The following is a 19,390-nucleotide window of genomic DNA, read 5'->3' on the forward strand; positions in this document are numbered from 1 at the left end:
TCAAAGTGGTAGTACCACTGTAAATGCCAAGCGTGTTAACTTAAATGTCGTTGGTAAATCTGGTGCAACTACAGTGGTTGCTAGTTTTAGAACTGACGATCAGGATGCAAATCGTTCTGGCGCTTCTAATTTACATCAATTCTATATCACTACTAAAGTGGGTCCTATCAATGTTAAAGCGGGCGATTTTTATAGTACAATTGGCTTAGGTGCATGGAGTAAGGGTGAGAAAAGCACAGATGCTCTATCTTTATCAACTAAAGTAGGTCCTGTTACTTTAGGTATATATACAACTAATGGAGGAGAGGTTGATACTGTTACTACTGCTATTGCTCCTAATACTGCTACTGATGCTGGTACCATTACTTTTGTCCAGGGTACAAAGCATGTTGCTAGCACAACACATGTTAGCGTTGCTGTTGACATTGCTGGTGCAAAAATTAAAGTAATTGATAACCCTAAGGCTAAATGGACAAACCTTTCTGCTAAGGGTACTTTTGGCGGTATCTTAGTTGCTGCTGAGCATCATAAGCAAAAAGCAGCAGGCACTAGCACTAATGTTGAACAAAAAGTAACTTTACTTCATGTTGGCGGTAAAGTAGGCGCTGTTAAATGGGATGTTGCTCAGTATAAGAACAAAGACGCTGCTGCAGATCATAACGCTAAGTTTGCACCATTAGGCTCTATGCTAGTTGGTACAAGCGCTCGTGGTGTTACAGCCACAGCAGCAGCAGCTGTTGGTGATTTCTCTAAAATCTTAGGTGTTTCAGTAAGCACTAAGATGGCAGGTAATACAATTAAGGCTATCTACACTAAGAACACAATGGGTACAGTTGACAAGGTGACAGGTGCTGAATTAATTTTTACTCGCGCTATGTCTGGCGGTAAGTTAACAGCTAACTTGGCTAAGCTTAGTGGTTCTGATACTGAAGCTCTTAACGCAACCAACAGAGGTGTTAGATTTGATGTTAAGTTCTAATCTTAGTTAGAAAGTCTGATTTAGTGTCTTAGGATACTAAATTAACACTTTAGAAACCCCAGTCTTATTTGAGATTGGGGTTTTTTTTCGTCTTTTATTTTCCCTCTGTTAGTCTCGTATGACAAAGTTAAACTTTGTTATTTTATTATGCTTTATAGTTTTATTGGTTACGCCACTACGCTGAGCTGGCAAAAGACTTTAAAAAAATGCTAAAATTAAACACTTGTCATTAATAATGAAGATTGGTTCAATGAATGAGATAGATATTAGAGTTTATTATGAAGATACAGACAGCGGTGGCGTGGTGTATTATGCCAATTACCTAAAATTTATTGAAAGAGGGCGTAGTGAGTATTTGCGTGATTTGGGTTTTGAGCAAGATGTGCTTATTGCTAAGCATAATACGATTTTTGCTGTTCGTAGGCTCAATGCACAGTATCATCTACCTGTAAAATTTAATGATTTATTAACGGTGCAAACTTTGATTAAAAAAGTCGGGTGTGCCAGCTTGATTTTTACACAGAAAATAATGCATTCAGGGCAAAATCAGGTATTATTTGAAGCGCAAGTAACCGTGGCATGTTTGCACGCCGATAGTTTTAAACCTTGCGGTATTCCACTGATGATAAAGGAGAAAATAGATGGATAACATTACTATTGTTAATAGTGCTGGTGTCAATGATAGTGTTAGTATTTTAGGTTTGATTGTAGAGGCTGATTTTGTCGTCCAATTGGTGATGCTGATTTTGGTGGTGATGAGTATTTATTCCTGGACTGTTATTTTATCTAAAAAGAAAATTTTATTAGATTCTAAGAGGGATATTAAAAACTTTTCCGCGTATTTTTCAATAGATAAAACACTCGACGAGTTACAATCTCAAATACCAAGTAGCGGCACAATGGCAGATATTTTTTCTTCAGGTTATAAAGAGTTTACCTGCTTAGAATTGGATGACAAGCAAGCAAATGCTGAGCGTGCTTACCGCCTGATGAACACCACAGCGAATAGTGAGATTGAGCGTTTAGATAGTAATTTGAGTATTTTGGCCATGATTGCTTCTTCAAGTCCATATATTGGTTTATTTGGCACAGTGTGGGGTATTATGCATTCTTTTATTGGCTTAGCGTCTGTCAAACAGGCAAGTATTGCGGTAGTTGCACCAGGTATTGCCGAGGCACTCATTGCAACTGCCTTTGGTTTGTTTGCCGCGATCCCAGCGACCATTGCTTACAATCGTCTGTCATCTAAAATTGGTGATATCAGTCATCAATACACCGCCTTTATTGAAAAAATGTTTGTCATCTTCCAAAGATAATAGGATTTATTTCTAAGAAAATATGATAGCACTACCAAAACGCACTAGAGCAGACGCAGATGCGAATATTAATATTGTTCCCTATATTGATGTAATGTTAGTGTTGTTGGTGATTTTTATGATGACTACACCTATTCTTGAACAAGGCATTGAAGTAGATTTACCTAATGCTGACACAAAGGCGGTAGATTTTACTGAGCAACAGCCAACTATTATTAGCATTAATCGTGATGGTGAATATTTCATTAATTCTATAACAGGTGCCAAGCCTGAGCGTTTGTCAGTAGGCAAGATTGCCGCACGCGTGCAGGCTAGATTACAGGTTTTTCCAAGGATGAGAGTTTTTGTTAGAGGCGACCAAGAAGTTGCTTATGGTGCAGTGATTGCATTAATGGCTTTTTTGCAAAAAAATGGCGTTGAAAAAGTTGGCATTGTAACTGAGTCAGATGAGTAGTCATATGCAAGACTTTGTTCAAAAAATTAGATTACCTAGGATTGCTAAACACCATCCAGTTGCTTTTTCTGTGGCTGTGGCATTACATCTTGTGCTGTTTGTTGGTTTGCTTTTTTCTAGTGTGCAGCGTGTAGAGCAAGAGCCAGAAGATAGGCTTAAAAAAGTCAATTCTAGAGCCATCCCGAAAGCAGTAACGGTTGATTTGAGTGAAATTAAGAAAGAAACACAACGGTTACTTGATGGGCAAAAAAAGAAACAAGCAAAACTCAAGCGTGAACAAAGGCGTCTAAGAGAGCTAGAGGATAAGCGTTATCAAAAACAAAGAAAAATCAATAAACTTAAGGCCAAAGTAAAAAAAGAAAAGCAAGCCAAAGTACTTGCTGAGAAAAAAGCCAAAGAGGCTGAGAGAAAAAGAAAAATAGCTGAGAAAAAAGCTAAAACCGCAGAAAAGAAAAAACAAAAAATTGAAAAACAGCGTAAAGCCGAAGCCAAAAAATTTAAAGAAGAACAAAGAAAGCGCGATCTGACTAAGGCGTCTCAGTTAAAAGCAGCGCAAAAGATAAAAGACGCTCAGAAAAGTATTTTGGATGAACTTAAGGTAAACTACATCACTCAAATTGCTTCAAGAGTTAATAGCCAATGGCGTTATGCAGGCGCAAAAGATGATTGGACTTGTGAAGTGCATATTGTGCAAGATCAGGGTGGTGTCGTTAAAAGTGTTAAATTAAAATCTTGCAATGTTGATAACAAGAGCAGAGAAACCTCTTTTAAAAACTCAATCATACGGGCAGTAAACAAAGCCTCACCCTTACCGAGTGCGCCAGATAAGAGTCTTTTCGAGCGCAATATAATATTTAATTTTTATCAAAATAGAAGTTTAAAAAAATGACTGAAGAACAAGAAAATCAATTAACATTTAGCCTGACGCAAGTAATGGAAAATTGGCAATTGACGGATCAAGAGCAAATCGCTTTGTTGGGTTTAAAGTCGCTCAAGCCAAGGCATTTGTATTTATATAGAAGAGGCGATAAGTCTTTTGATTTTGATGAAACTTCAATTAAGCGTGCTGAAATGATTTTAGGTATTCATGAATCTTTAGGCACGACCTACCCAACTAATCGCGATTATGCGTGCTTGTGGTTGAAGCGAGGCGTTAAAAAATTTAAACACAAAGCGCCCTTGGAGCTAATGTTGAGCGGTGAGACGGGCATGAAACGCGTTTGGCATTTCTTAGATTGCACACAAGGTTGGAGGGATTAACCTAATGGAAGATGAGAACATGAATTTAGTTGAAATGCAAAGACAAGGTGAGGCATTTTATGCGCTGAAAGTACCGAGCAAAAACACCGAAAAACTGTTTGATGAAATTACCAGTTTGCTAGAAGTTGACAAAGATAAGTTTCAGTATGCACCGGTTGTTTTAGAGATTGAAAACAAACATTTTCAAGCAAATGAATTAGCGGTATTGATAGAGATATTAACGCAAAACAACATGGTGACAATCGGCATTCGCTCGACAGTGCAAGAGTTGATTGATTTTGCTAGATTTTCAGGTTTAGTCGTCTTTGATAAGCCAGCTGTGATATTAGCAGAAGACAAACAACTCAAGCAGCCGAATAAAGCAGAAAAATCTAAGTCTATACCTGTCTCTAAAGTAGCGAAAAACGAAAAACATCGCTTACCTAAAATTGTGAATAATGAAGTTTCCTCATCAGAGCAAGTCTTTGCTAAAGACAGTGATTTGGTGTTATTGGGACTTGTTAAGTTTGATGGAGAAGCGGTATCACACGGTTGTGTTTCTGCTTATAGAGAAGTGTGTGGCAAGGTATTTGCAGGTGTAGATGGCGATGAAACCGCCACTATTTTTATTCACTCGTTTAATGCGCAGTTGATTGCTATTGCGGGTATTTACAAACAATTTGAGGTGGTGCCCAGTAAATTAAAAGGACACTCGGTGATGATTGATTTAAAAGACGGAAAGTTAAGATTTCAAATAGTTAAATAATATGAAGACACAAGATTTTTTATTAGAACTTGGCACTGAAGAGTTGCCACCTAAATTATTAAAGCAACTGTCAAATTCACTCAGTAGTAATTTGACCCAGCAACTCAGTGCGTTGAATTTATCTTTTGGTGGGGTTGTATCCTTTGCCACACCAAGACGCTTAGCGGTGTTAGTGAGTGATCTACAATCTCAGCAAGAAGACCAAATGATTGAGCGCAAAGGTCCAGCCCTTAGCGCACCAGCGCAGGCAGTTGAAGGTTTTGCCAAATCTTGTGGTGTGGATATTAATGCCTTAGATAAAAGAGAGCTTAAAGGCACGGATTATTATTTTTTCACACAAGAAAAAAAGGGTTCAAAAACACAAGATTTGTTAGAAAATATTGTTGATACGGCGATTAAAAACATCCCTATTGCTCGTTCAATGCATTGGGGAGATTTAGACTTTAATTTTGTGCGTCCTGTGCATTGGTTGGTGATGATGTTGGGTAGCGACATAGTTAAGGCAAATATTATGGGTCTTGACAGTGGCAATAGCACTCGTGGAATGCGTTTTACCGGTGAGCAAGCATTCAGTATTAATAACGCCAAAGATTATCAAAAAACTTTGCTTGACAAGGCACAAATTGAAGTGGATTTTGATCTGCGTAAGCAAACCATTCGCACTCAAGTGATGCAAGTAGCGAGTGAGAATAACGCCACTGCTGTGATTGATGAATCCTTGTTGGATGAAGTTTGTGCTTTGGTTGAATACCCTTGTGCATTTTCAGGAAACTTTGATAAAAGGTTTTTAAAAGTACCAGAAGAGGCATTGATTTCTGCAATGAAAGCACATCAAAAATATTTTCACATGCTAGATGCTAAAGGCAAGTTATTGCCTGCATTTATCTCGGTGGCCAATATTGAGTCTAGCGATTTATCAGTGATTGTTGATGGCAATGAGCGTGTCATTCGTCCACGACTCACGGATTCAGAATTTTTCTGGGAGCAAGATAAATCTAGGACTTTAGCATCTAGAATTGCAAAATTAGACAGTGTGCTGTTTATGGAGGGGTTAGGATCGATGGGTGATAAAGCCAAACGCATTGAAAAATTATCCGCTTATATTGCTGATATTATTGGTGCAAATACAAAACACAGTGCACGCGCAGGGCTATTATCAAAAACAGATTTAATCACGGATATGGTGGGTGAATTTGCCGATTTGCAAGGGGTGATGGGCGGATACTATGCGCTTAATGATGGCGAGGACCCTGTAGTTGCAAGTGCCATTAGTGAGCATTACCATCCAAGGTTCTCAGGTGACACATTGCCCTGCACAAAAGAGGGTTTATGCGTTGCAATTGCCGATAAAGTTGATAGCATTGTGGGCATTTATGGCATTGGACACAAACCCACTGGCTCAAAAGACCCTTATGCGCTCAAGCGTGCAGCATTGGGTTTGTTGCGGATGATGATTGAATCAAAATCACAGCTGGATTTATTTGGATTAATTAAACAATCAGTTAAGTTGTATGAGTTTGATGAAGAAATTATTCAAGACATTTACGATTTTATTGTTAGTCGTTTAGAAATGTATTACCAAGAACAAGCTATTGATAAAGCCGTTGTAAGGGCAGTATTAGCAAAAAAAGGCTCTAACAATGTTGTTTATGATTGGCACTTACGCATTGGAGCAGTACACATTTTTGTGCAAAATGAAAATTCAAAAAGTTTGATTGAAGCTGACAAGCGTATTAGAAATATATTTAAAGATATTGACTCTGAAGATATGGCTGGCGGATGTAGCTCTTCATCTCAAAGTATAAGTAGAAGGAAAGATGGTCGTGACACAAATACTTATAAAGATATAGAATTTACCAATCAATTTGATAAAAATCTTTTAAATGCATGTATGAAATTTAAGAGAAAAAGAGATGAAGATAAGCAAGATTATTTAGTTATCATAGATGCTCTTTTAGAATTAAAACCTGCTGTTGATGATTTTTTTAATAATGTTAGGGTGCTTGATGATGATGTAGAGCTTAGAAGGGATAGAATTACTTTGCTTTGGGAGATAATGATTTCGTTTTCTTATATTGCTGAGTTTTCATATTTGTCAAAATAATGAAAGCACTGATTCAGCGAGTGAGCAAGGCTAAGGTAGAAGTTGACGGTCAAATTGTCGGGCAAATTAAGCAAGGGATTTTGGTTTTTTTAGGATTTGAAAAAAACGACCAAAAACCACAAGTGGATAAAATGATTAACAAGCTATTGGCGTATCGAATATTTGCTGATGAGCAAGGAAAAATGAATTTGTCAGTTGCCGATATTAATGGTGGTGTGCTGATGGTGTCCCAGTTTACTTTAGTGGCAGATACTAAATCAGGCACGCGCGCTGGTTTTTCCACAGCAAAATCGCCTGTATTGGCAGAAGCGCTCTATGATTATTTTTTAAGTAGCATCAAGCTTGCCCATTCAAGCATTTCCAGTGGTGTTTTTGGTGCGGATATGCAAGTATCACTTATTAATGATGGTCCGGTTACTTTTTTATTAGAGTGTTGAGTGTTAAATGTTAGATTTTATTAACAAACTTATTACTGAATACGAAGATATATTGGTAATGACAGGTATTATTTCAGGGATTGTTTTTGTTGTTAGTCTTGTGGCAATGCCCTTTTTATTAGGCAAAATTCCTGTGGATTATTTCACCCAGAGTCATCAGTGTAAAAATAATTGTAATTTTGTTGTTGCCACGATTAAAAACCTTATTGGCTTAGTGTTGTTACTTGCGGGTATTATTATGTTGGTTACGCCAGGTCAAGGTATTATTTCTATTTTGTTGGGTTTGTTTTTGATGGAATTTCCAGGTAAACGCAAGTTAGAATTAAAATTGATTGGTAATGATGCAACTTTTCAAGCCATTAATTGGTTACGCAGCAAAGCAGGAGTGCCACCCTTGGAGCGGTAAGTAAAACGATGATAAAAATGTACGGTATAAAAAATTGTGACACCATTAAAAAAGCAAGACAGTTTTTGGAAGCCCAAGGTGTTGATTTTGAATTTATTGATTTTCGTCAAACGCCTATTGACAGACAAACCTTGCAAAGTTTTATTGATGGCGTGGGTTGGGATAAGCTTATCAATAAACGCTCTACCACTTATCGTAATTTGAGCGATGGTGAAAAACAAAACATTACTTCAGAGCTGACATTAAAAAACCCAACACTGATAAAACGCCCTGTTTTAGTAACAAAACAGGGCGTTAGTGTTGGGTTTGATAAAGCCTTTTATCAGCGTTTAGCCTGATTATTTTTTCTCTTGTTGCTTGGCAATTTCTGCGTGAACCTTTTCCATATCTAAGGCTTGTGCCTTTGTAATCACGGCTTCTAAATCAGCACCCGACATTGCACCAGGTTGAGAGAAGATCGCAACTTTCTCTCTGAAAATCATTAAAGTGGGAATTGAGCGAATTTGAAAATTACCTGCCAGTTCTTGTTCATCTTCGGTATTAACTTTTGCAAAAACAACATCATCAACCTTCTCAGAAACTTCATCATAAGTCGGGGCAAACTGTTTACAAGGACCACACCAAGGTGCCCAAAAATCTAAAACAACAATATCATTATTCTGGATTGTTGCATCAAAGTTGTCTTTATTAAGTTCTAATACCGCCATGATTCTTTCCGATAAATAAAAAGTTATATTATATAATAATTTCTATGAAAATTTTAGGGGTTGACCCCGGTTCAAGGGTAACAGGTTTTGGTTTGATTGAGACCTCAAATCTCAAATTTAACTATCTTGCCAGCGGTTGCATTCGCACCAAGGGTGAATTAACCCAGCGTATCACTATTATTTTTGAAAGTATTAGTGAAATTGTGGTAAAGCACCAGCCCGATATTGTGGTGATTGAGCGCGCATTTATGCGACCTGATCGACCCAATCCAGATGCTGCCATCAAATTAGGTCATGCACGCGGTGCCATTATCTCAGCAGTGGGGTCTCGTGGTATTGCTATGGTGGAATACAGTCCCAACCAAATTAAAAAAACCCTTGTTGGTAAAGGGCATGCCACTAAAGGCCAAGTGAGTTATATGGTGTGTGAGTCCTTAAAACTTAACAAAGCGCCACAAGAAGATGCAGCAGATGCATTGGCGGGTGCGATATGTCATGCTTATCATTGCCTTTAATTATTTACAAAATAGTGGTTGTTTATATGATATAATTTTTTCCCGTATGAAAAAAATATATTCATTGTTACTTATCTTGTCACTTGTTGTCGGAAGTTTGTCTTCGGTGGTTCATGCGAACGAAAGCAACTACCCTGACGATATTGATACACGGATGATGATTGATATAGATGATAATTTACAAATGGAAATTTCTGATAACGCGGAATGTCATCAATGTGTTCATGTATATTTGAGTATTACGCTTAAAAAGCAACTTGATTATAATTTTTATTTAATCTCAAGCAAGTATTTTGCATTGGCTCGTGAAATTTATTTCTCACAGTCAAACTCTGGACTTTTCCAACCTCCCAAAGCTTAATTTCTAACGCAGTTATTCTGCATTAGCAGGTGTTTTTTTGCACCCTGCCATATATCTTTTTAATTAGAAATTAAGGAAAAACATGAAATACAAAAAAATATTACCCATAATAGTAATATGTCTAACACTATCTAACCCTATTTATTCGCAAGAAAACCGCTCATTTTTGTCTACTTTTATTCGAGATGTTTGGCAGTTTAACCCAATTCTCAAAGAGATTGACGCAAGAGTGGAAGTTGCTAGAGCAAAACGCACAGCGGATTCAAAATGGCTTTATAATCCTGAGATTGGGTTTGCTGTTGACAATAAAAATGGTGCTCCAATTAGCAAAATTATCAGCATTAGCCAGAGTATTGATTGGAGCGGAAAAGCTGCTGCTGCTGGTAAAGTTGCTAACTTTGAGTTGCAGTCTTTAATTGCAAAGCGCGAACAAGTGCAGTATGACTTAGCTGTAAATGCTTTATCAAAGTTAGCCAAATATCAATTAACAGATGAAAGCTTGGACTTATCAAATCATAGGGTTGAAGTGATGCGACGTTTTTCGACATTTGCTAGCAATGCTTTTAAAATTGGAGATATTAACCAAAGTAGTTACAATTTAGCACGCTTAGCGTATTCACAAGCATTGATTCAAAATACTGATGCAAAGGTGGCATTTAGACAAAGCAAGCAAGCACTTGAAATGTCTATAGGTTTTCCGGTGATTGATTTACCTTCATTACCCAATACTTTGCCAGATATTAAACAAAAAAATATTCAGAATTTGGTTGAAAGATTGCCAAAAATTCGCCTGTTAAAAAATAAATTAACCGCTGCTAAAGCGGAAATTTCACAAGCTGCACTAAAACAAACTGCCGACCCAACAATTAATATAACAGGTGGAAAAAGTGAAGGTGATAATACTGTTGGGTTGTCATTATCCATTCCTTTTAATATCTTTAATGATTATAGTGCCGAAGTGGATATGGCTAAATATCAAGCTATTGCTGAGGAAGCAGTGTTACAGAATGCACATTATTTAGCACAGGTGAGATTAAAAAATCATCAAAAAATCTATCAATTATTACATAGTGCTTGGCAGACTTGGCGTCAAGAAGGTGCAAGCACTTTGCTTAATCAGGTTAAGACACTGGAAAATAAATTCAAAGCTGGAGACATTAATGCCACTGATTATTTAGTGCAAGTTGAGCAAACATTGGACAGCGAAATTGCCGCTAAAGATTTACACGCTAAAGCATGGGAGGCTTGGTTCAATTGGCTTTCTGCTTCTGGAGAAGTTAAACAATGGCTGGGAGAATGAAAATGAAAATATTATTAACATGGGTGCTATCTACTTTGATATCAATTTCAACTTTTTCACAAACACAAACACACGAGCATGAAGAACAAAAGCATACAGAAATACAAGAAAACCCTGTAAATAATGGTGAGTTTAAAAAAGGTGGCGAGATCGAAGAAGAATCGGGTTTAGTGTATATAGCTACTGATAAGTTAAAAGCTGCAGGTATTATTGTTAAACCATTGATTTTGCAAAATCTTGATAATGAATTATATGCTCCTGCAGAGGTGAAACTCAATGCTTATTTAAGCAGTAAAATAATGTCTAGAATTAGTGCACAAGTGGTGTCTCGTGAAGTTAAACTTGGAGATTTTGTCGAAAAAGGTCAGGCTCTTATAACACTTTCTAGTGTGACAATGGCACAGGCAGTAGGTGAATTTTTATTGGCAAATGAAGAATGGATTCGGGTACAAAAACTGGGAAAATCCACAGTCTCTTTGAAGCGCTATAATCAAGCAAAAATAGCTTATATTAGTATGCGTAGTAAAATTATGGCATATGGTATGAATGACTTACAAATTGAAGCATTAAGCGAAAGCCATAAATCTAAAATGTTAGGTAAGTTCCAGTTATTAGCCTTAAAAGAAGGCGTGGTTGCAAGCGATAATTTTATTGAAGGCGAATTGATTGAACCAAGCCGAGTTTTGTTCGATATTATTAATGAGAATATTCTTTGGATTGAGGCTCAACTTTCGCCAAAGCAAGCACAACTGGTTAAGATCGGTGCAGATGTCCGTATTCAGTTGTTAAATAATAGTTGGTTGCAAGGTAAAGTAATACAAAAACACCATCTATTAAATGAAAGAACCCGAACTATCGGTGTTCGTATTCAGGTGGATAATAAACAAGATAAATTACATTCCGGCATGTATGTTAATGTGCAAATTAAAATGCAGCAAGCTGAAGCATACTTAGCCCTACCAACAGAATCCGTGTTGCGTAGTCCTGATGGTGATTGGGCGGTGTTTGTTGAGCAAGACGAGGCTGGAAAGTTTAAATCTGTTGAGGTTGAAGTGTTGAAAACCATCGGCGATTATACTGCTATTAAAGGTTTAAAAGTGGGTACGCGCGTGGTGGTAAAAGGTGCATTTTTTGTGCAGTCTGAGTTGGCAAAGTCAGGCTTTTCAGTTCATAATCATTAAGGGTAAAAGCGATGTTGAATAAAATAATAGACGGTGCATTGCACAATCGCTTGATGATTGTATTAATGCTTTTAGCAATAGTAGTAGGTGCATTTATAATGTTACCAAAATTGAATTTAGATGCTTTTCCTGATGTTACTAATATACAAGTTACAATCAATACAGAGGCAGAAGGTCTGGCATCAGAGGAAGTAGAACAGCTGATCACCTATCCAATTGAATCGGTAATGTATGCATTACCTGATGTAGAGCAAGTGCGATCAGTTTCTAAAACAGGGTTATCGTTGGTAACAGTAGTTTTTAAGGAAGGAGTAGATATTTATTTAGCTAGGCAACTAGTATTTGAGCGCCTACAGGCTGCTAGAGAAGAAATTCCAAATGGAATTGGTGCGCCTGCTATGGGACCAAACACTTCTGGTTTAGGGCAAATATTTCAATATATGTTGCGCACTGATGACAAGCAAAAATTTAACACCATGGAGTTGAGAAGCCTTAACGATTGGGTAGTTAAACTTTTGTTAATGCCAATTGATGGTGTTACCGAAGTGTTAGCATTTGGTGGTAATGTGAAGCAGTATCAAGTGCAACTTGATCCAGATAAATTACTTTCTTATCAATTACATACACAAGATGTTGTTCAAGCGATTGAGGATAGCAATCATAATGCAGGTGGTTGGTATCTTAATCGTGGAGCAGAGCAATTAGTAATACGCGGTGTTGGCTGGGTACGCGGCGGTGAAAATGGTTTGCGTGACATTGCCAATGTAGCCATTAAAGATGAAGATGGCGTGGTAGTGCGTGTTTCGGATGTAGCCAGCGTTAAATATGGATCAGAAATTCGCCAAGGTGCAGTATCTATCACCCTGCGTGATGAGGCTGGAAAACCTAAGCAAATGGGAGAAGTAGTAACAGGAATTATTATGAAACGCATGGGGGCAAATACCAAGTCTACGATTGATGCAATTAACAAGCGCTTGCCAATTATTCAAAATGCACTACCTGAGGGTGTGGTAATTGAGGCTTTTTATGATCAGGCAAGCCTAGTTGATAAGGCTGTAAGTACGGTAACCAAGGCTTTAGTTGAGGCATTTGTGCTTATTGTGGTTGTACTAATTTTCTTTTTAATGAATCTTCGTGCTGCTACTTTAGTATTGTTATCTGTACCTATTTCCATTGTTTTGGCTTTAATGGCGATGTCTTATTGGAAAATTTCAGCTAATTTAATGTCGCTTGGTGGTCTGGCAATTGCTATTGGGATGATGGTAGATGGTTCAGTGGTGATGATGGAAAATATTTTTAAGCACCTATCAAATCATGATGAAAAATCCAATCCTGGCGGTGTACGCTTGCGTATTCTAGAAGCCTCAAGAGAAGTTGGTAGACCAGTGTTTTTTGCGGTGCTAATTATTATTGTCGTTTTTGCGCCTTTGTTTACTTTGGAAGGTGTGGAAGGAAAATTGTTCCAGCCAATGGCAATTAGTATTGTATTAGCTATGATGGCATCACTCATGGTAGCACTCATGGTAGTTCCAGCGCTTTCAACCTATTTATTTACTAAAGGGGTAGAGCATAAATCAACACGAGCACTTGATTTTATTGACAATAGCTATAAGAAAATTCTCAATATTGCATTAAATACGCGTAAAAATGTTGTGTTAATTGCAGTTATCTTGTTTATTGGGTCTTTATCGCTGCTACCATTTTTAGGCACCGAGTTTGTGCCTGAATTAGAAGAAGGTACTATTAATGTTCGTGTCACACTTGCACCCTCATCAAGCTTGGAAACTTCTTTTGAAGTGGCACAAAAGCTTGAGCGCATCTTAATGGAATTCCCAGAAGTGATGTATGCTTCAAGCCGTATTGGGCGTGCAGAAATTGGTGGCGACCCAGAACCAGTTTCTAATGTGGAGATCTATCTAGGTTTAAAGCCTCTTGATGAATGGACTTCTGCAAACAATCGTTTTGAGTTGCAAAAGCTAATGCAGGAAAAAATGTCGCTTCATCCAGGCTTGTTGTTCACTTTTTCTCAGCCGATTGCCACTCGAGTCGATGAATTATTATCTGGAGTTAAGGCGCAATTAGCGATTAAGCTTTTTGGTCCTGATTTGAATGTTTTGAATGAAAAAGGTAAGGCGATTGAAGCCTTAGTACGTAAAATTGATGGTGCAAGTTCAGTGGAAATGGAACAAATTTCAGGAGAAGCACAGTTAGTGATACGCCCAAATAGAGACAAGTTGTCACGCTACGGAATTTCAGTTGCACAAGTAATGACACTTGTTTCTGATGCAATTGGCGGGGTATCTGCTGGACAAGTAATCCAAGGTAATGAGCGTTATGATATTTATGTGCGTTTTGCTGAAAAATATCGCAATAACCCAGCAACAATTGCTAATTTAATTATCCAATCCTCTAGTGGTGCTTGGGTTAAGTTAGGGGAGGTTGCTTCGGTTTCAATTGAGGCAGGCCCACCACAAATTAGGCGCGATGATGTTCAGCGTCGTGTGGTAGTTCAGTCGAATGTTAGTGGGCGTGATATGGGTAGTTTTGTTGCAGAGATCAGTCAACGCATTAAATCTGATCTTAGTTTGCCTGTGGGTTATTCAGTGGTTTATGGTGGTCAGTTTGAAAACCAACAACGCGCTCAAGCAAAATTAATGATTGTGGTACCTATTTCATTAGGGCTAATATTTTTATTACTGTTCTTTGCTTTTGGTTCGGTGAGTCAAGCTGCTCTTATTATGCTTAATGTTCCTTTAGCAATGATAGGCGGTATTAGTGCATTGTTTATTTCAGGTCAATATTTATCTGTACCAGGCTCAATTGGTTTTATCGCTTTATTTGGTGTGGCAGTGCTTAATGGTGTGGTAATGGTAAATGCAATTAACCTATTAGTAGAAAGTGGCTCTAAACTTAATGATGCGGTATTTAATGGTGCATTATCAAGATTGCGCCCAGTATTAATGACTGCTTCAATTGCTGCGTTAGGTTTGGTTCCAATGTTATTGGCAACAGGCGTTGGCTCTGAGGTGCAGAGACCGCTGGCAACAGTGGTGGTTGGTGGGCTATTTTCTTCAACACTGCTAACTCTGTTTGTTTTGCCAGTATTATATGCTCGCTTCTCTCATCGAATGATTACTGATAATATTAAAAAATAAGAAAGCACTTAATCGCTACCAAAATATATTCTTATCTTACCAAAGTATTTTAAATCAGCGATAGTTTGCTGTAGTTTCTTTAAGATTTTATTGCCACTTTTATCTGTTTCTAAGCAACTCAGAGGCAGGTAAAAATCTACATGAATCTTACCATCAAGATAGTGTAATTGGATGCGCTCAATTTCGCCATCACATTTATTATTGAATAGCGCTTTATTAAGAAGTCCGAGTGCTTCTGCGCGCTCAGGTAGATGATCACAAGGCGCTGCTGTTTCGTCGTCTTCGGGGTCAATATGCACAGTGACATCAGATAGAGCTGTTAAGCACTTTTTGGCCACGCGCTCAACACTCACACTGATAATATGTCCTTCGCTAACACTTAAAAATGGATCAACTTGTACATGCACATCAGCTGAAATAGCGCTACCAATTTTGCGTGTGCGTAGCGAATGCACGCTGTTTACCCCGCTAATCATGCCAATGGCATGTTTGAGCTGTTTGACTTGTTCGGCGTCAATTGAAGTATCTACCAATTCTTTGGTTGCACTTGTGCCTAGCTCCCATGCAATATAAATAACCATCAAGCCAACGACAATAGCAGCAACACTGTCTAAAGAGTGATAACCATTGAGACTACCAAAAATGCCTGCAATGACAACAACAGAAGACAATGCATCTGAACGATGATGCCAAGCATTGGCTTTTAACATGGTTGATTGGTAAGTTTGTGCTACTTTAAGCGTATACCAATAGAGTATCTCTTTAGAAAAAATAGATAAAGTGGCAATACTTAAAAGCAATGTAGAATGCGATAAGGCGCTTGGATTGTTAAAACGATCAAAAGCAGTGATAACAATACCAATGCCAACCATGGCTAAAATAATTGCCAAGCCTAAGGTGGCAACAGTTTCAAATCGTTCATGACCATAAGGATGTTCTTCGTCGGCCTCTTCAGCAGAGTGCTTGGCAGCATATAACACGATACCATCAGATAACAAGTCTGAGAACGAATGGATGCCATCAGCAATGAGTGCACCAGAATTGCCAACTACACCAGCAATAATTTTAAAAATAGCCAATAAAAAATCAACAATTGCACCAACGATGGTAACTTTTTGACTGGCTTTTGCGCGTTTATTGATTGAATTCAATGGCATGATAATTATTAATGATAGATGTCTTTATTTTATGTCATATATTTCAATGCTGAGTTAATAATTCATAAAACCTAAGAAATCACCAATTGGGCAAAAATTGGATTTTGCTAATCATCCCTATTTATGCAAAGGTCTCTTATAGGTTTAATTCAAATCAAGTGGAGATAAAGACTTGCGTCTACTTATCTTTTGTGTGACATAAGAATAAATCAAGGTTGAGCTGGCGTGTTTATGTCCGAGTAGTTTTTGCACAGTTTTAATATCAATTTGATCTTGTAATAAGCGCACCGCAAAAGAATGACGAAATGTTTGAGCGGTTACCTTAAAAGTAATACCTGCTTTTTTTGCAGCTGTTGTGATATTGTAATTTAGAGTATTACTTATAATGGGAGAGCGGATAAGCTTGTTGTCTTTGTCGTTACAAAATTGCTTCATGGGAAATAGATAGCAATGATGCTCACTGGTACTTTTGAAGAACTTGTTTTTTATATCTTTATGGTGAATTCCTTTGATAAATTCTATTTGACTTTTTAAGCTATTAGTAATTTTTGTAGGAATTGATAGTGTTCTATGGTATTTAAGGTTTGATACAGTGAGTTGATTGGTAACAAAATTAATGTCTTTTATTTTTAAATTAAGTACTTCACTTGATCTTAATCCACAACCATAGAGTAAATAAACTAACAATTGGTATTGCCCCTTAAGGTGATAAGCAATATTCTCTACTTGTTTTTTTGACAAAATATCTAATGCGTTCTGTTTATGGTCAGTCCTAAGTGCTGAAACACTTGATTTGTTGATTTTAATAGTTAAGATTTTTTGGTAAAAAAATACCACAGAATTAAGCGCTTGATTGTGCGTTGAAGGTTTTAGGCTTCTATTGTTAACAAGATATTTAAGGTAGGATTGTATGTGTTTTATCTCAAGCTTGTTGTTATCTAAATTATGATATTTAATAAAACGACAAATCCAAGATGCATAGACTGAAACTGTCTTATCGCTATAGTGGCTCTCATTTAATTTTCGTATTATTTCTTGTTTGTTAATGAGAATCATTTGCACTTTTATATCCTGTATTTTTCATGAAATATCATTAAAAAATAATAAAAAACCAGTGTTATAAAATTTTGATGAATGTTTTAAGGTATTGTTCATTTAGAAGTTTTTTAAGTAATTTCCATTGTAAGTTCAATCTCTTTATCAGTAATTGCGTTGTAAATACAAATGTACATAAATGATAATGAGAATAATAATAATTATCATCATTGTATATTAAATATATGATGAATGTCAATATCAAATAGGATAAAAAATTAAAATAATCAAACACTTAGAGTCTCATTGACGATGATTAATCAATATAAGGATGCTTGAATATTGGGCTGGATGAATAGATGGGTGAAGAGAATTATATCCAAAGTAAAATGTAGTTTTATTAAACTGTAAGTATTTGAAATAGAATGCTTTATCGTGCTATTTTTTGTCTTTTTTGTATGATATTCCACATAAAACAGTAAATTGTTAAGAATAACTTGTAATTACAAATGATAATGAGTATTATTTGCATATAAGAACTTTGAAGATAGGTGTCTTTAATTACAAAATAAGAGAATAAGAGAATAAGAGAGTGAAATATGGTGATCAAGAAAGGATACTTAATTTTGAGTCAAAAAGAAATACAAAATTTTTTAAAAAAAATGAAAAAATGAAAAAATGAGAAAAGTAAAAAGGGTGTATAAATCGTTAGTTTGGGCATACTTGTAATACCCCCATTTTCCATACAACTCTAAAGTAGAGGCTTGACTGTTTACAGTCATCTTATTACGCCATCTTAGCGGTATTCCGCCTAGAGCAAAATGTGGTCGTTCATTATTATAAACCCATAACCATTGAGTGGTTAAATTTTGTGCAGATTCAACTGAATCAAATAAATGAGAGACTTTTGCATAACTCATAATTTTTCACTTTAATTTCAATTTGAGACCTTTGCATAAATAGGAACAATCATCAGAAACCCACTTTTCACCCACTTGGCAATTTTTTAAACCCAGCCTTAGCCCTGCTAGGACAAGGTTTAAAGAAATCACCAATTGGGCAAAAATTGGATTTTGCTAATCATCCCTATTTATGCAAAGGTCTCTAGATGATTCAACTATTTCCATTTTGGAAATAGTTTAGAATAAAAATGGCAAAGTAGTTAAAAAAATAAACTCAATATTACAACCTAGATATTGTTATCTCAATTGGTCATTTTGACTAACCAAGGTGGCATATATGACGCCGATCCACGCCAAAACTACTGCTAAAACTAACGCCAATATTGTCATTTTTCAGTTACAATGGTATATACTTAATTGTATATATTTTTTAGGGGTCATTATGTTAGCAAAAGTATTTAAATCAGGAAATTCCCAAGCGGTTCGCTTGCCAAAAGCGATGCGTTTTGATGTCAATGAAGTAGATATTACTAAAGACGGTGATAATTTAATCCTTAAACCGGTTAGACCCAATTTAGCAGACGCATTTTATGCCTTGGGTGAATTGCATGATGCTTTCAAGGATTTTGAGAGGGACGATACACCACCAATAGAAAGAGAAAGTTTTGATAAATAATTATATTTTGGACACCAATATTTGTATTTACATTATCAATCAAAGCCCGCAAAATGTATTGAAAAAATTTCATGAGTTGGATTATCGTCAAATAAGCATCTCTATTATTACTTACGGTGAATTATTTTACGGTATTAGTAAAGGTCATAATTTTGCTAAATCAAAAATAAGTTTGGATAAATTCACGCAAAATATCCGCATTATTCCTATTGATAGCGATGTTGCCAAGCACTATGGCGATATTCGTGCAAAATTATCTAAGCAAGGTAATATTATTGGCAATAATGATCTTTGGATTGCCGCTCATACACGCAGTTTAGGCGCTACACTGGTCAGTAACAATCTTAAAGGGTTTGAGTGTGTAAAAGGGCTGAAAACTGAGAATTGGGTTGGATGATGAAACAATATTTACAATTATTTAAGTATTTAGCTGCTAATACCAATACTATTATTGTCTTAGGAAGAACTGATAATGTACTCACAGGTGAGGCTATCGGTACTTTAATTTACTTTTAATCATAAAAGTGTTTAAATTTTTGGCAAAATAGTAGAGTGTGAGTTTTATAGGTAACAACATATGAGTATAAAAAAATTTAAATTTTATCAATATTCTATAAGCATTAAGGAAGATGAAAATTTTTCTAGTTTAGATGATATAGAAGATGAAGATACAGAACCAACTATTATACAAGGAGAAGTG

At 36.5% G+C, this 19,390-nt stretch carries 22 protein-coding genes; 18 read left to right on the top strand and 4 right to left on the bottom strand.

What is annotated here, in order from left to right; genetic code table 11:
• From BBROOKSOX_RS04220 to BBROOKSOX_RS04270, 11 genes are all read left to right on the top strand, one after another.
• Positions 1-979, top strand: a 979-nt coding sequence (locus tag BBROOKSOX_RS04220; RefSeq protein ID WP_180323848.1) for a hypothetical protein, incomplete at its 5' end; no start/stop codon positions are given.
• A 235-nt stretch (positions 980-1,214) separates the two neighbouring features.
• Positions 1,215-1,628 carry a tol-pal system-associated acyl-CoA thioesterase gene (ybgC, locus tag BBROOKSOX_RS04225; protein ID WP_306821333.1) on the top strand — a complete coding sequence of 138 codons (414 nt, stop codon included), beginning with the start codon at positions 1,215-1,217 and terminating at the stop codon, positions 1,626-1,628.
• Positions 1,621-2,295, top strand: a complete 675-nt coding sequence (gene tolQ, locus BBROOKSOX_RS04230; protein ID WP_139659966.1) for a protein TolQ — start codon at positions 1,621-1,623, stop codon at positions 2,293-2,295. The genes ybgC and tolQ overlap by 8 nt, the downstream gene beginning before the upstream one ends.
• A gap of 22 nt (positions 2,296-2,317) precedes the next feature.
• Positions 2,318-2,749: a protein TolR gene (gene tolR, locus BBROOKSOX_RS04235; RefSeq protein ID WP_139659968.1), complete on the top strand. Its 432-nt coding sequence runs from the start codon at positions 2,318-2,320 to the stop codon at positions 2,747-2,749.
• Positions 2,742-3,638, top strand: a complete 897-nt coding sequence (locus tag BBROOKSOX_RS04240; protein ID WP_257607761.1) for a cell envelope integrity protein TolA — start codon at positions 2,742-2,744, stop codon at positions 3,636-3,638. The genes tolR and BBROOKSOX_RS04240 overlap by 8 nt, the downstream gene beginning before the upstream one ends.
• Entirely contained in the window at positions 3,635-4,009 is a 375-nt protein-coding gene (locus BBROOKSOX_RS04245) for a hypothetical protein (RefSeq protein WP_010646879.1), read from the top strand. The genes BBROOKSOX_RS04240 and BBROOKSOX_RS04245 overlap by 4 nt, the downstream gene beginning before the upstream one ends.
• 4 nt (positions 4,010-4,013) lie before the next feature.
• Positions 4,014-4,754 (top strand): septum site-determining protein MinC, encoded by a 741-nt coding sequence (locus BBROOKSOX_RS04250; protein WP_139659970.1) that lies wholly within the window; start codon positions 4,014-4,016, stop codon positions 4,752-4,754.
• A 1-nt stretch (position 4,755) separates the two neighbouring features.
• Positions 4,756-6,858, top strand: coding sequence for a glycine--tRNA ligase subunit beta (gene glyS, locus BBROOKSOX_RS04255; RefSeq protein WP_139659972.1), 2,103 nt, complete (start codon positions 4,756-4,758; stop codon positions 6,856-6,858).
• Positions 6,858-7,295: a D-aminoacyl-tRNA deacylase gene (dtd, locus tag BBROOKSOX_RS04260; protein ID WP_139659974.1), complete on the top strand. Its 438-nt coding sequence runs from the start codon at positions 6,858-6,860 to the stop codon at positions 7,293-7,295. The genes glyS and dtd overlap by 1 nt, the downstream gene beginning before the upstream one ends.
• Positions 7,296-7,302: 7 nt before the next feature.
• Entirely contained in the window at positions 7,303-7,701 is a 399-nt protein-coding gene (locus tag BBROOKSOX_RS04265) for a PGPGW domain-containing protein (protein ID WP_139659977.1), read from the top strand.
• A gap of 8 nt (positions 7,702-7,709) precedes the next feature.
• Positions 7,710-8,039 carry an arsenate reductase gene (locus BBROOKSOX_RS04270; RefSeq protein ID WP_139659979.1) on the top strand — a complete coding sequence of 110 codons (330 nt, stop codon included), beginning with the start codon at positions 7,710-7,712 and terminating at the stop codon, positions 8,037-8,039.
• Here BBROOKSOX_RS04270 and trxA read toward each other — a convergent pair whose 3' ends face one another.
• Positions 8,040-8,408, bottom strand: a complete 369-nt coding sequence (trxA, locus tag BBROOKSOX_RS04275; protein ID WP_139659981.1) for a thioredoxin — start codon at positions 8,406-8,408, stop codon at positions 8,040-8,042.
• Between the two features lie 44 nt (positions 8,409-8,452).
• On the opposite strand from trxA, the gene ruvC reads away from it, so the two are divergent.
• From ruvC to BBROOKSOX_RS04300, 5 genes are all read left to right on the top strand, one after another.
• The gene (gene ruvC / locus BBROOKSOX_RS04280; protein WP_139659982.1) at positions 8,453-8,923 is read left to right on the top strand and encodes a crossover junction endodeoxyribonuclease RuvC; all 471 of its coding nucleotides are present in this window, start codon (positions 8,453-8,455) and stop codon (positions 8,921-8,923) included.
• The gene (locus BBROOKSOX_RS04285; RefSeq protein WP_218973700.1) at positions 8,880-9,284 is read left to right on the top strand and encodes a hypothetical protein; all 405 of its coding nucleotides are present in this window, start codon (positions 8,880-8,882) and stop codon (positions 9,282-9,284) included. Before ruvC ends, BBROOKSOX_RS04285 begins: the two co-directional genes overlap by 44 nt.
• 82 nt (positions 9,285-9,366) lie before the next feature.
• Positions 9,367-10,584 carry a TolC family protein gene (locus tag BBROOKSOX_RS04290; RefSeq protein WP_139659987.1) on the top strand — a complete coding sequence of 406 codons (1,218 nt, stop codon included), beginning with the start codon at positions 9,367-9,369 and terminating at the stop codon, positions 10,582-10,584.
• Between the two features lie 2 nt (positions 10,585-10,586).
• Complete coding sequence (locus BBROOKSOX_RS04295) at positions 10,587-11,765, top strand: efflux RND transporter periplasmic adaptor subunit (RefSeq protein ID WP_139659989.1); 1,179 nt, start codon at positions 10,587-10,589, stop codon at positions 11,763-11,765.
• A gap of 11 nt (positions 11,766-11,776) precedes the next feature.
• Complete coding sequence (locus tag BBROOKSOX_RS04300) at positions 11,777-14,920, top strand: efflux RND transporter permease subunit (RefSeq protein WP_139659992.1); 3,144 nt, start codon at positions 11,777-11,779, stop codon at positions 14,918-14,920.
• An 8-nt stretch (positions 14,921-14,928) separates the two neighbouring features.
• Here BBROOKSOX_RS04300 and BBROOKSOX_RS04305 read toward each other — a convergent pair whose 3' ends face one another.
• The 3 genes from BBROOKSOX_RS04305 to BBROOKSOX_RS12450 form a co-directional block, all read right to left on the bottom strand.
• On the bottom strand, positions 14,929-16,077 hold the full coding sequence (locus BBROOKSOX_RS04305; protein ID WP_139659995.1) for a cation diffusion facilitator family transporter: 1,149 nt from the start codon (positions 16,075-16,077) through the stop codon (positions 14,929-14,931).
• A 144-nt stretch (positions 16,078-16,221) separates the two neighbouring features.
• Positions 16,222-17,133, bottom strand: a complete 912-nt coding sequence (locus BBROOKSOX_RS04310) for a tyrosine-type recombinase/integrase (RefSeq protein WP_139659997.1) — start codon at positions 17,131-17,133, stop codon at positions 16,222-16,224.
• Positions 17,134-17,765: 632 nt separating this feature from the next.
• On the bottom strand, positions 17,766-18,032 hold the full coding sequence (locus BBROOKSOX_RS12450) for an integrase core domain-containing protein (protein ID WP_139659999.1): 267 nt from the start codon (positions 18,030-18,032) through the stop codon (positions 17,766-17,768).
• Between the two features lie 319 nt (positions 18,033-18,351).
• On the opposite strand from BBROOKSOX_RS12450, the gene BBROOKSOX_RS04320 reads away from it, so the two are divergent.
• A complete protein-coding gene (locus tag BBROOKSOX_RS04320; RefSeq protein ID WP_257607762.1) occupies positions 18,352-18,690 on the top strand; it encodes an antitoxin in 339 nt (112 codons plus the stop codon).
• Positions 18,680-19,087, top strand: a complete 408-nt coding sequence (gene vapC, locus BBROOKSOX_RS04325; protein ID WP_139660004.1) for a type II toxin-antitoxin system tRNA(fMet)-specific endonuclease VapC — start codon at positions 18,680-18,682, stop codon at positions 19,085-19,087. The genes BBROOKSOX_RS04320 and vapC overlap by 11 nt, the downstream gene beginning before the upstream one ends.
• Positions 19,088-19,390 lie beyond the last annotated feature (303 nt).

Source organism: bacterium endosymbiont of Bathymodiolus sp. 5 South (assembly GCF_900128535.1).
Classification (GTDB): Bacteria; Pseudomonadota; Gammaproteobacteria; order PS1; family Pseudothioglobaceae; genus Thiodubiliella.